Annotated in this window: 9 protein-coding genes; 2 read left to right on the forward strand and 7 right to left on the reverse strand. The window is 65.4% G+C overall.

Going from position 1 to position 11,307, the window contains the following annotated elements:
• The first annotated feature begins 86 nt into the window (after positions 1–86).
• Together VF716_RS18745 and rimA are read left to right on the forward strand one after the other, a co-directional pair.
• Positions 87–1,760: a cation:proton antiporter gene (locus tag VF716_RS18745; protein ID WP_011912067.1), complete on the forward strand. Its 1,674-nt coding sequence runs from the start codon at positions 87–89 to the stop codon at positions 1,758–1,760.
• A 50-nt stretch (positions 1,761–1,810) separates the two neighbouring features.
• Positions 1,811–2,623, forward strand: a complete 813-nt coding sequence (rimA, locus tag VF716_RS18750) for a S6 modification regulatory phosphodiesterase RimA (RefSeq protein WP_014595832.1) — start codon at positions 1,811–1,813, stop codon at positions 2,621–2,623.
• Between the two features lie 3 nt (positions 2,624–2,626).
• On the opposite strand, the gene VF716_RS18755 is transcribed toward rimA, so the two are convergent.
• From VF716_RS18755 to hppD, 7 genes are all read right to left on the reverse strand, one after another.
• Positions 2,627–3,310, reverse strand: a complete 684-nt coding sequence (locus VF716_RS18755) for a type 1 glutamine amidotransferase domain-containing protein (protein ID WP_440552846.1) — start codon at positions 3,308–3,310, stop codon at positions 2,627–2,629.
• 123 nt (positions 3,311–3,433) lie between these two features.
• Positions 3,434–5,311, reverse strand: coding sequence for a methyl-accepting chemotaxis protein (locus VF716_RS18760; RefSeq protein ID WP_011912064.1), 1,878 nt, complete (start codon positions 5,309–5,311; stop codon positions 3,434–3,436).
• A 187-nt stretch (positions 5,312–5,498) separates the two neighbouring features.
• Complete coding sequence (locus tag VF716_RS18765) at positions 5,499–6,959, reverse strand: sodium-dependent transporter (protein WP_011912063.1); 1,461 nt, start codon at positions 6,957–6,959, stop codon at positions 5,499–5,501.
• A gap of 81 nt (positions 6,960–7,040) precedes the next feature.
• Positions 7,041–7,700 carry a maleylacetoacetate isomerase gene (gene maiA, locus VF716_RS18770; protein WP_125873069.1) on the reverse strand — a complete coding sequence of 220 codons (660 nt, stop codon included), beginning with the start codon at positions 7,698–7,700 and terminating at the stop codon, positions 7,041–7,043.
• Positions 7,690–8,673, reverse strand: coding sequence for a fumarylacetoacetate hydrolase family protein (locus tag VF716_RS18775; protein WP_125873067.1), 984 nt, complete (start codon positions 8,671–8,673; stop codon positions 7,690–7,692). The genes maiA and VF716_RS18775 overlap by 11 nt, the downstream gene beginning before the upstream one ends.
• Positions 8,673–9,812 carry a homogentisate 1,2-dioxygenase gene (locus tag VF716_RS18780; protein WP_102840467.1) on the reverse strand — a complete coding sequence of 380 codons (1,140 nt, stop codon included), beginning with the start codon at positions 9,810–9,812 and terminating at the stop codon, positions 8,673–8,675. The genes VF716_RS18775 and VF716_RS18780 overlap by 1 nt, the downstream gene beginning before the upstream one ends.
• 158 nt (positions 9,813–9,970) lie before the next feature.
• Positions 9,971–11,056, reverse strand: coding sequence for a 4-hydroxyphenylpyruvate dioxygenase (gene hppD, locus VF716_RS18785; RefSeq protein WP_045159161.1), 1,086 nt, complete (start codon positions 11,054–11,056; stop codon positions 9,971–9,973).
• Between the last annotated feature and the right edge of the window lie 251 nt (positions 11,057–11,307).

Here is an 11,307-nt window from a genome sequence, read left to right on the forward strand (position 1 = left end):
GTTTTTCCCATCGCGATGGTGGCATGCAGCGACGCGCTGTCGCAGGATAAGGCGGTCCCGCTGCCCGATGCCCCCACGGAGCCCACATGGAAGCGCTGCTCGCCCATGGCCCTTTCGCCGAATTCGCCCTGCTGCTGATCATCTCGGCAGTGGTCGGCGCCATCGCCGTGAGCCTGCGCCAGCCGCTGCTGATCTCCTACATCGTGGTCGGCATCCTGCTCGGGCCGGCGGTGTTCGGGCCGGTCAACGCCGCTGACCAGATCCATCTGCTGGCCGAGATCGGCGTCGCCGTGCTGCTGTTCGTGGTCGGTCTCAAGCTCGATCTCGCGCATATCCGCAATATCGGCCCGGTGGCGCTGGCCACGGGGCTGGGGCAGCTGACCTTCACCATCATCTTCGGCTTCGCGCTCACCCTGCTGATGGGCAAGAGCGCCATGGAGGCGATCTACATCGCCGTGGCGCTGACCTTCTCCAGCACCATCATCATCGTCAAGCTGCTCTCGGACAAACAGGAGCTGGACTCGCTGCACGGGCGCATCGCAGTGGGCTTCCTGATTGTCCAGGACCTGGCCGTGGTGCTGGCGATGATGACCATGAGCGCCTTGCGCGGTGCTGGCGATGCCGGCTGGGCGGAGGTGTCCGGCTCGCTGCTGCTGCGCCTGGGCGGTGCGGCGGTGCTGCTCTACCTGCTGATGCGCTACGTGCTGCCGGATCTGGTCAGCCGCATGGCGCGCTCGCAGGAGCTGCTGCTGATCTTCGCCATCGCCTGGGGCACCGGGCTGGCCGCGCTCGGCGACTATGTCGGCTTCAGCAAGGAGGCCGGCGCCTTCGTCGCCGGCTTCTCGCTGGCCTCCACGGCGTACCGCGAAGCAATGAACGCCCGGCTGACCGGCATTCGCGATTTCATGCTGCTGTTCTTCTTCATCGACCTGGGCGGCAAGCTGGACTTCTCCACCCTCGGCAACGAGCTGCTGCCAGCCCTCGTGCTGGCGCTGTTCGTGCTGATCGGCAACCCGCTGATCGTCATGGCGATCATGGGCTACATGGGCTATCGCAAGCGCACCGGCTTTCTCGCCGGGCTGACGGTGGCGCAGATCAGCGAGTTCTCCATCGTCTTCGTCGCCATGGGCATCAGTCTCGGCCATGTCGGGCCGCAGGCGCTGGGCCTGACTACGCTGGTGGGCCTGGTGACCATCATGCTCTCGACCTACATGATTCTGTTCTCGCAACCGCTCTACGAACGGCTGGCGCCGTGGCTGGGGCTGTTCGAGCGCAAGCGTCCCTACCGTGAGCTGGAGGTGGAAGCGCAGGGCCGTCCGCAGGGGCAGCCGCGCATCATCATCTTCGGCCTGGGCCGCTATGGCTCGCGCCTGCTGCAACAGCTGGCCGCCGAGCGCATGCCGGTGCTGGGCGTGGACTTCGATCCGGAAGCAGTGCGCGCGCTGCGCCGTGCCAGGCTGCCGGTACGCTTCGGCGATGGCGAGGACCCGAGCTTTCTCGAGTCGCTGCCCTTGCAGCATGCCGAATGGGTGGTCACCAGCTTTCCGCAATGGGAATCCAATCGCGCCTTCCTCCACGCGCTCAAGCATGCCGGCTTCACCGGCAAGATCGCCGGCGTGGTGCGCGACGACCAGCACGGCAAGGCGCTGGACGCGGCCGGCGTCGCGCGGGTGCTCAATCCATTCACCGATGCGGCAGACTACGCCGCACGCAGCCTGCTCGAAGAGCTGGGCGGCGAACGGACCGGCGGACTGCAGTGATCGCCGATGCGGCCGTTAACCTGACCGTCAGCCCGCCACCGAGTGTCTTCATGAATCCAGGAAACACCGCTCACAACCCCGCGCCAGATGCCTACCCGTGCCATGGTGCCACCGAGCACGGCGCCTGCCCCAGCTGCGCCAGTGGCGAGCGACTGGGCTTCGGCTTCAGCTACGCCTTTCAGCCCATTGTCGACCTGCGCAGCCGGCAGATCTTCGCTCACGAAGCGCTGGTGCGTGGCACAGCAGGCGAGCCGGCGCCCACGGTGCTGGCCCAGGTGAACGAGGACAACCGCTTTCGCTTCGATCAGGCCGGCCGGGTCAAGGCCATCAAGACCGCTGCAAGACTGGGCATGCAGAGCAGGCTGTCGATCAACTTCATGCCCAACGCCATTTACCGCCCCGAGCTGTGCATCCGCTCGACGCTGGAGGCGGCCCGTGCCCATGATTTCCCGGTGGAGCGGATCATTTTCGAGACCGTTGAAGGCGAGCGCATCAGCGACGGCAAATGGCTCACCGAGGTGTTTCGCGAGTATCAGCGCATCGGCTTTCTCACCGCCATCGACGACTTCGGTGCGGGCTTTGCCGGGCTCAACCTGCTGGCCGACTTCCAGCCGGACATCATCAAGCTGGACATGGACCTGATCCGCGGCATCGATCAGAGCCGCCCACGCCAGGCCATCGTCCGCGGCACCGTTGCGATGTGCGAGGAACTGGGCATCCAGGTCATCGGCGAAGGCGTCGAGACCGCCGACGAATGCAGCGCCCTGCATGATCTGGGCATCCATCTGATGCAGGGCTACCTGTTCAGCCGGCCGCTGTTCGAAAGTTGCGGCCAGGCGGAACGGCTCGCCTGGCCGCGCTGACGTCTAACCCGCGCGCAGCAGCTTGAGCAGCTCCTGCGCCGCCGCTTCCGACGAGGCCGGGTTCTGCCCGGTCACCAGCCGCCCGTCGACCTGCACATAGGGCGTCCAGTCCGCACCCTTGCTGTACTGGCCGCCGCGTTCGCGCAGCCGGTCCTCGAGCAGGAACGGCACCACCTCGGTGAGTTCCACTGCCGCTTCCTCGCCATTGGTAAAGCCGGTGACGCGCTTGCCCTTGACCAGATACTCGCCATCCTTGCCGCGCACCTCGGTCAACGCCGCCGGCGCATGGCAGACCGCCCCTACCGGCTTGTCGGCCTTGACGAAGGACTCGATCAGCGCGATGGAGGTCGGGTTGTTCACCAGGTCCCATAGCGGGCCATGGCCACCGGGGTAGAACACCGCGTCGAAATCCTCGGCTGAGACCTGATCCAGCCGGTAGGTGTTGGCCAGCAACGTCTGCGCCTCGCCGTCGCCGTTGAAGCGCTCGGTGGCCTCGGTCTGGGCGTCAGGCTGGTCGCTTTTCGGATCGAGGGGCGGCTCGCCGCCTTTGGGCGAAGCCAGTACCACCTCGGCGCCGGCATCCTTGAACGTGTAGTAGGGGGCGGCGAACTCCTCCAGCCAGAAGCCGGTCTGTTCGCCGGTGTCACCCAGCTGGTCGTGGGACGTGAGCACGATGAGAATTTTCATGGAAGCCTCCTGATGGATGCGCGGCGGGATAAGTTCAGACTGCCATTAGCGGCACATTGCTCCGCGGCCCGCCCGCCGCCATGAAAAAAGGGCGCCGGAGCGCCCTCACGACCACCGTTCCGGTTAGATGCGGAAGCTGTCCACCAGCTGCTTCAGCCGGCGCGCCTGCTGGTCCAGGTCGCCACAGGCGCGCAGTGTCGACTGCAGGTTCTCCACGCCTTGCTGGTTCAGCGTGTTGATCTCGGTGATATCCATGTTCAGCGACTCGATCACCGCGGTCTGCTCCTCGGTGGCGGTGGCCACCGACTGGTTCATGCCGTCGATCTCGCCGATGCGTTGGGTCACCTCGCCGAGGCGCTCGCCGGCGCGGTCGGCGATGGAGACGCTCGACTCGCTCTGGCGCTGGCTTTCGGTCATGGTCTGCACCGAAGCGCCGGCGCCGACCTGCAGCTGCTCGATCATCTGCTGGATTTCCTGCGCCGAACTCTGGGTACGATGCGCCAGGTTGCGCACCTCGTCGGCGACCACGGCGAAACCGCGACCTGCCTCGCCGGCCCGCGCGGCTTCGATGGCAGCGTTCAGGGCGAGCAGGTTGGTCTGCTCGGAAATGCCCTTGATCACCTCGAGGATCTGGCCGATGTCCACCGTCTTGGCGTTGAGCGCCTCGATCTGCGAACAGGAGGCGCTGATCTTCGCCGACAGCTCGCGCATCGCGCGGATATTCTGCTCCACCACCTGACGGCCGTCCTCGGCCTGATGCCGGGCGCCGCTGGCCTGCTGCGAGGCATCCGCCGCGTTGCGGGCGATCTCCTGGGCCGCCGCCCCTAGCTCGTTGATCGCCGCCGCCACGCTGTTGGTGCGGCTGGCCTGCTCGTCGGAATTGGCCATGGAAGAGTTGGATGCCGCCAGCACACGTGCCGCAACCTCGTTGACCTGCTGCGTTGCCGAGGACACCTCGCGGATGGAGGTGTGGATACGCTCGACGAAACGGTTGAAAGCCGAGGCCAGCTCGCCGAACTCGTCGTGGCTCTGCACCGTCAGGCGGCGGGTCAGATCGCCCTCTCCTTCGGCAATGTTGGCCATGGCGCGGCCCATGTCGGTCAGCGGCCGCATCAGCACACGCATCAGCATGCCGAGCAGCAGCAGGATCACGCCCACGGCGATCAGCGCGGCAACCACCGCCGAGGTGCGGAAGCTGTCCAGCGCGGCATAGGCCTTGGCCTTGTCCAGGGAGATACCGACGTACCAGGTCACCGATGGCAGGCCCGCGACGCGGCTGAAGCTGAGGATGCGCGTCTGCCCGTCCAGTTCGACTTCGCTGTAGTTGGCATCCAGCGACGGCGCATGTCCGGGGAACAGCTCGCCAAGGGATTTCATCACCTTGCTGCCATCCGGATGCACCAGGATCTTGCCGTCGCCACTGACCAGAAACGCATGGCCCATGCCGTTGAAGTCCAGGGCGTTGATGATGTCCACCAGCACCTTCAGGCTGAGGTCGCCACCCACCACACCGAGAGCCTGTGCCGGGGTGGCGGCGGTGATGATCAGTTCGTTGGTGGCGGCGTCCTGATAGGGCTCGGTCAGGGTGGTGCGGCCGGCGGCCACGGCATCCTTGTACCAGGGACGCTGGCGCGGGTCGTAGCCGGCCGGCAGTTCGAAGCGCGGGTACACGATGAACTCGCCATCGGCGCGGCCCAGGTAGCTGAAGGCGAAGGTCGAGCTCAGCGCCGGCTGCTTGACCAGCGCCTCGACCTGGTCGGTGGCGCTGTCGCGGGCAATGGTCTGTGCCACGCTTTCCAGCAGAACCAGACGGCCTGACAGCCAGTTCTGGATGTTGTGCGCGGTGACGTCACCCATCTCGTTCAGGTAGCTGTCGAGGTTGTCCCGAATGGCGTTGCGCTGCAGGTAGTCGTTGAACAGGGTGAACAACGAAAAGGTCGCGATCACGATCAGCGATGCGGCCAGGAGAATCTTGTGGCTGAACTTCAGGTGTTTGGGCATGGCAGCATGGTCCGCGACGGTTCGGGCAATCGAGCGTCCCTGTTCCGTGCGCCATATCCCTGGCTGTCACCCAGAAATGTCGGCCACGCCCAGCTGAACTTTACGTGCGGATGACGCAGATCAACGGATGGACCAGCCCCGCCGACGAGCGGTCGGCGCGGCGCCGGTGGAGGCGCCGCGCCAAGCCTCAGCGCCCGGCCAGCGCCGGCATCACCCGCGGGCGCAACATCTCACCCAGCACCGCCAGCGCACCGATCGCTCCGGCGATCCAGTACCAGCGCTGCAGCGGGTCGAAGCCCAGCCAGCCAAGGGCATGGAGGAAGACCATGAGGATCAGCACCGGGCAGACGTAGCGCACCATGAACAGCCACAGCGCGTAGCCCAGCGGCGGCAGGTTCAGCTCGTCGCGCATGATCTCGCTGCGCAGCGCGTAGCCGGCCAGCAGCACGATGAAGATTCCGCCCAGCGGCATCATCCAGCGCGAGGTCAGATAATCCAGCCAGTCGAAGAAGTTCTTGCCCATCGGCGTCCAGCCCGACAGCAGGTTGAACGAGAGCATCGCCAGCATGCTGATCACCAGCAGCACCGCGCCGGAACCGATGGCCGCCTTCATCCGCGAGATGCCGTGCTTCTCGTTGAGGTAGGCGACGGTGGCCTCGATCATGGAGATCGCCGAAGTCAGCGCGGCGATCGAGACCATGGCGAAGAACAGCACGCCGAAGGCGGTACCGAACGGCATCTGCTGGAAGGCCAGCGGCAGGCTCATGAAAATCAGGCCAGGGCCGGCGGTCGGGTCCATGCCGTTGGCGAAGATGATCGGGAAGATCGCCAGGCCCGCCAGCAGCGCCACACAGGTATCGGCGATGGCGACCATGAAGGTGGTGCGGGCGATGGACTGGTCATCCGGAATATACGAGCCGTAGGTGAGGATCGCGCCGGACGCCAGGCTGAGGGTGAAGAACGCGTGGCCGAGCGCGGCCAGCAGCGCCTCGCCGGTGATCTTCGAGGTATCGAAGCTGAACAGGAAAGCGAAGCCCTGATCGAATCCGCCGCTGGTCACTGCGTAGCCCACGAGGATCAGCAGCAGCACGGCCAGGCCCGGCATCATCCAGCGCACGGCGTTCTCGATACCCTTCTGCACGCCCTTGGCGACGATCCACAGGGTCAGCAGCGCAACCAGCAGGCTCCAGCCACCGAGTTCCCAGGGGTTGGCATTGTGCGCCTCGAACACCCCACCGAGCGCCTCGACGCTGGTGGCGGCCAACGAGCCGTCGAGCATCTTCACCGTGTAGGCGAAGGCCCAGCCGGCGACCACGACGTAGAAGCAGAGGATCAGGAAGCCGGCCGTCATGGCCATGCCACCCACTGCCTTCCACAACAGATTGCCGTTGTTCTCGCGGACCACCCGGCCGATGGCGTCGATCGGGCTGCCACGGCCGCGGCGGCCAATGGCGATCTCGCACATCATCACCGGCACGCCGATGGCGAGGATGCACAGCAGGTACATCAATACGAAGGCACCACCGCCGAATTCACCGGTGATGTAGGGGAATTTCCAGATGTTGCCCAGGCCCACGGCCGAGCCGGTTGCCGCGAGGATGAAACCCCAGCGCGAGAGCCAGAGGTTCTTCGGTTTTTCACGAGTCATACGTCACCTGTTTGTTGTTATCTGTGACGGGATCGGGACCGTCGCGCAGGGCGCGGCGGCGTGCAAGGCGGATTCAGTCTTTCATTGAGCGTCGGGCTGCACCTCCGGCGCGGCCTGCTGGAAGGCCGGAAGCGTCTCGCAGCGTGCGACGATCTCGAGAATGCGTGGATACGCCGCGAGGTCACAGGCAAAACGGCGCGCATTGTATACCTGCGGAACCAGGCACGCCTCCAGGTAACCTGGCCGGTTGGTCAGTGAAAGCTTGTCACCAAAGGTTTCCAGGCCCTCTTCCACCGCCGCCAGCCCCTGGCTGACCCAGTGCCGATACCAGGCATTCTTCGCCTCGTCGTCGACCCCCAGTTCGGCACTGAGGTACTGCAGCACGCGCAGGTTGTTCAGCGGATGGATCTCGCAGGCGATGTGCATGGCCAGCGAGCGCACCTGGGCGCGCTCGACCGGATCGGCCGGCAACAGGGCCGGCACCGGAAACACCTCGTCGAGGTACTCCAGGATCGCCAGCGACTGGCTGATGCGCGCGCCACCGTTGGCTTCATCGACCAGCAACGGCACCAGCTGCTGCGGGTTGAGGGCGCGGTAATCGGCCGCACGCTGCTGGCCGCCATCCTTGACCAGATGCACCGGCACCTGCCGATAGGCCAAGCCCTTCAGATTCAGCGCGATGCGCACCCGGTAGGCGGCACTGGAGCGCCAGTAGCCGTAGAGCGTCAGCTCAGTGCTCATAGCGCTCGACCTGCTGATCGATGGCGCCGAAGATGCTCTGCCCGGCGGCGTCGAACATCTCGATGCGCACCCGGTCGCCGAACTTGAGGAACGGCGTCTTCGCCTCGCCGTGCTCGATGACCTCGAGCATGCGCTTCTCGGCCAGGCAGGACGAGCCGGCACTGCGATCGTAGTTCGACACCGTGCCCGAGCCGATGATGGTCCCGGCGCACAGCGGACGGGTGCGCGCGGCGTGGGCGACCAGGGTCGGGAAGTTGAAGGTCATGTCGGTGCCAGCATCCGGCTGGCCGAACAGCTCACCGTTGATATGCGAGACCAGAGGCCGATGCACCTTGCCGTCGCGCCAGGTTTCGCCCAGCTCGTCCGGCGTCACCGCCACCGGCGAGAAGCTCGACGACGGCTTGCTCTGGTAGAAGCCGAAGCCCTTGGCCAGCTCGCCGGGGATCAGGTTGCGCAGCGACACGTCGTTGACCAGCATCAGCAGCTGGATGTGCGCGGCCGCCTCGGCCGGCGTCGCACCCATGGGCACGTCGTCGGTGATCACCGCCAGCTCGCCTTCCAGATCGATGCCCCAGGCCTCGTCGGCCAGGCGGATCGGGCTGTGCGGCGGGATAAAGGCATCGGCACCGCCCTGATACATCAGCGGATCGTGCCAGAAGGACTCCGGCATCTCGGCGCCACGCGCCTTTCGCACCAGCTCGACGTGATTGACGTAGGCGCTGCCGTCCGCCCAGTGATAGGCACGCGGCAGCGGGCTGTGGCAGGCGGTCTGGTCGAAGGCGAATGCGCCCTCCTCCAGCCCGTCGTTGAGGCGCTGGTAGACCGCTTCCAGCTTCGGCTTGCAGTAGTTCCAGTCATCCAGCGCGGCCTGCAGCGTGGCGGCGATCTGCGGCACTTTCACCGCCTGGGCGAGATCACGGGAGACCACGACGAGCACGCCGTCGCGGCCCTGGTTGAGGGTTGCGAGTTTCATCAGGATTCCTTGCCCGGCGCACGCCAGGAGTTGACGTATTCGGGGACATCGACGGCGGCGGCAGCCTCGCCGACTTCCAGCGCGCGGCGGGTGTCGATCATCACCGCCACCTCGTCGGCAAAGGTCGCCGGGTCGGTGCTGGCCTTCTTCAGTGCCTTCGGGTGCGGCCCGTGGGGGAAGCCGCAGGGGTGGAAGGTCACCATGCCCTGCTCGATGTTGTCGCGGCTGAAGAAGTTGCCGCGGTGGTAGAACAGCACTTCGTCGTAGTCGTCGTTGTTGTGGAAGAACGGCACCTTCAGCGCACCCGGATCGGATTCCACCGGCCGCGGCGTGAAGGTGCAGACCACGAAACCGTTGGCGACGAAGGTGGTGTGCGCCGACGGCGGCAGGTGGTAGCGATGGCTCATCAGCGGGCGGATGTCACGCCAGTTGAGCCGTACCACGGTGTTGTCGCCGTGCCAGCCGACCACGTCCAGCGGGTTGTACGGGTAGGTCACGGTGGTGATCTGATCGCGCCGCTTGATGCGGATCTGCCAGGGATTCTCGTCCTGCTGCGCGCGGAAGGCGTCGTCCAGCCGCGGATGGTCGAGCACCGCGGCGTCGAAGATGGCATGCGGGCCGACCAGGCCTTTTTCCGGCAGCTGGTAGGCGCCGTCGGTGTTCTCGATCAGCAGCATGAACACCGGCTGCGTCGCCTCGATGCGCCAGGCGGTGCCGCGCGGGATCATCAGGTAGTCGCCGTCGCGGAATTCCAGGTGGCCGAAGTCGCAGTAGAAATGCCCGGCGCCCTCGTGGATGAACAGCAGTTCGTCACCGTCACCGTTGCGCACCAGGTGGCGCATGGCGCCGTTGGTCTTCCACAGGCGCAGCTTGACGTCGGCATTGTGCAGCGCCAGCGGCGCCTGCAGCGGGCAGTCGCCTTCGCTGGGGATGTGATTGAAGTTGAAGGCGTGCGGGCGCAGCGGGCCTTCCCAGTCGATCCAGCCGGTCGGCGGATGCTTGTGATGCAGGTGCGAAGCCGGGCCGAAGAAGCCTTCGCGGCCCATTTCGCGCTCGTAGGTGCCCAGCGGAAAATCGCAGTGCGCCTGACGCGAACTCTCACCCTCGCGGATGGGGAAACTGATCCATTTGCGGCTCATGTGCCTCTCCTTCGTGATACCGCGTGATCTGAATGGCGCTGCGGTGGTTGCCGATGCGTAGGGTGGATGTCGCGAAGCACATCCACGCGTTGGTCGGCCCGACACGGACGCGTGGAAGATGCTCCGCAGTCTTCCACCCTACGGTCCTGACGCCGGACTTATTCGCCCGCCTTGATCACGCCACGACGCACCTGGTCTTCCTCGATGGATTCGAACAGCGCCTTGAAGTTGCCTTCGCCGAAGCCCTGGTTGCCCTTGCGCTGGATGATTTCGAAGAAGATCGGGCCGATCACCGTGTTGGTGAAGATCTGCAGGAGGATGCCGTCATCCCCCGGCGCGCCGTCGATCAGCAGGTTCAGCTCGCGCAGCTGGTCGAGCGGCTCGCCGTGGCCGGCGACGCGGGTGTCGACCTTCTCGTAGTAGGTGTCCGGGGTGGTCATGAAGTCCACGCCGTTGGCGCGCAGGCGGCGCACGGTCTCGTAGATGTCGTCGGTGGACAGCGCGATGTGCTGGATGCCCTCGCCGTGGTACTCGCGGATGAATTCCTCGATCTGCGACTTGTCGTCGGCCGACTCGTTGATCGGAATGCGGATCTTGCCGCAGGGCGCGGTCATGGCACGGGAGAACAGGCCGGTCAGCTTGCCCTCGATGTCGAAGTAGCGAATCTCGCGGAAATTGGCGATGCGCTCGTAGAAACCGGACCAGACGTCCATCTGCCCGCGACGCACGTTGTGGGTCAGGTGATCGATACACATCAGGCCGACGGCATTGTCGTTCGGCGTGCGCCCTTCGATGTACTCGAAGTCGACGTCGTAGATGCTCTTGTCGCCGTAGCGGTCGACGAGATAAAGCAGCGAGCCGCCGATGCCTTCGACGCAGGGGATGTTCAGCTCGCCGAAGTTGGCGTGGCTGCCGACCAGCTTGGCGCCCTGGGATTCGACGTAGGCAGCGGCCTGCGCGGCATTCTTCACCCGGAAGGCCATGGCGCAGGCGCTCGGGCCGTGCTTCTCGCCGAACTCGCGCACATGCCCGGTGGGGTTGCCGTTGAGCACGATGTTGATGTCGTGCTGCTGGAACAGCCAGACCTCCTTGGAGCGGTGCTTGGCGGTTTCGGTAAAGCCCATCTGGGTGAACAGCGTGCGCAGCTGCTCGATGCCCTCGGCATTCGGCGCGGTGAATTCGACGAACTCGAAGCCGTCGGTGCCGATGGGGTTGTGCTGTTCGATCTTGTTCACGGCGTTCATATCGCCTCCTGATTATTGTTGTGAGGACTGCCGTTGCCCGGCTTGGCTGGCCCCATCACACCCCAGGCCAAGGCGGCGAACAATGCTGTTTACGGGCACGGAAAGCGGCTGACGCCATCCCCGCTGTCAGGTTTTCCTTACAGCGCGTTTTTCGCTGAAAAGCCTGGCCCGGCGGCTTGCCAGGCGTAACGAAAAGCTGACAGCCTGGTGCGACAAGCTGCCGCACATGTCGTCTGGCGCAATGGCGTCGC

The organism is Stutzerimonas sp. Brlt_14 (genome assembly GCF_051948915.1).
GTDB lineage: Bacteria > Pseudomonadota > Gammaproteobacteria > Pseudomonadales > Pseudomonadaceae > Stutzerimonas > Stutzerimonas stutzeri.

Bases quoted from the DNA above. Each gene is read 5' to 3' on its own strand.
- VF716_RS18745 (WP_011912067.1), top strand. From the start codon at position 87: ATGGAAGCGCTGCTCGCCCATGGCCCTTTCGCCGAATTCGCCCTGCTG.
- rimA (WP_014595832.1), top strand. From the start codon at position 1,811: ATGAATCCAGGAAACACCGCTCACAACCCCGCGCCAGATGCCTACCCG.
- VF716_RS18755 (WP_440552846.1), bottom strand. From the start codon at position 3,310: ATGAAAATTCTCATCGTGCTCACGTCCCACGACCAGCTGGGTGACACC.
- VF716_RS18760 (WP_011912064.1), bottom strand. From the start codon at position 5,311: ATGCCCAAACACCTGAAGTTCAGCCACAAGATTCTCCTGGCCGCATCG.
- VF716_RS18765 (WP_011912063.1), bottom strand. From the start codon at position 6,959: ATGACTCGTGAAAAACCGAAGAACCTCTGGCTCTCGCGCTGGGGTTTC.
- maiA (WP_125873069.1), bottom strand. From the start codon at position 7,700: ATGAGCACTGAGCTGACGCTCTACGGCTACTGGCGCTCCAGTGCCGCC.
- VF716_RS18775 (WP_125873067.1), bottom strand. From the start codon at position 8,673: ATGAAACTCGCAACCCTCAACCAGGGCCGCGACGGCGTGCTCGTCGTG.
- VF716_RS18780 (WP_102840467.1), bottom strand. From the start codon at position 9,812: ATGAGCCGCAAATGGATCAGTTTCCCCATCCGCGAGGGTGAGAGTTCG.
- hppD (WP_045159161.1), bottom strand. From the start codon at position 11,056: ATGAACGCCGTGAACAAGATCGAACAGCACAACCCCATCGGCACCGAC.